The 223-nt window shown below is 55.2% G+C and carries 1 rRNA gene; it reads left to right on the forward strand.

From position 1 onward, the window contains the following. Nucleotides 1–223, forward strand: a 16S ribosomal RNA gene (locus WFH25_RS19335); the annotation flags it as partial.

A 223-nucleotide genomic window follows, 5' to 3' on the forward strand; every position in this document is an offset into this window, starting at 1 on the left:
TTGTGGTCGGTGTACAGGTGGTGCATGGTTGTCGTCAGCTCGTGTCGTGAGATGTTGGGTTAAGTCCCGCAACGAGCGCAACCCTCGTTCTATGTTGCCAGCGCGTTATGGTGGGGACTCATAGGAGACTGCCGGGGTCAACTCGGAGGAAGGTGGGGATGACGTCAAATCATCATGCCCCTTATGTCTTGGGCTTCACGCATGCTACAATGGCCGGTACAAA

Source organism: Curtobacterium sp. USHLN213 (genome assembly GCF_037144815.1).
Classification (GTDB): Bacteria; Actinomycetota; Actinomycetes; order Actinomycetales; family Microbacteriaceae; genus Curtobacterium.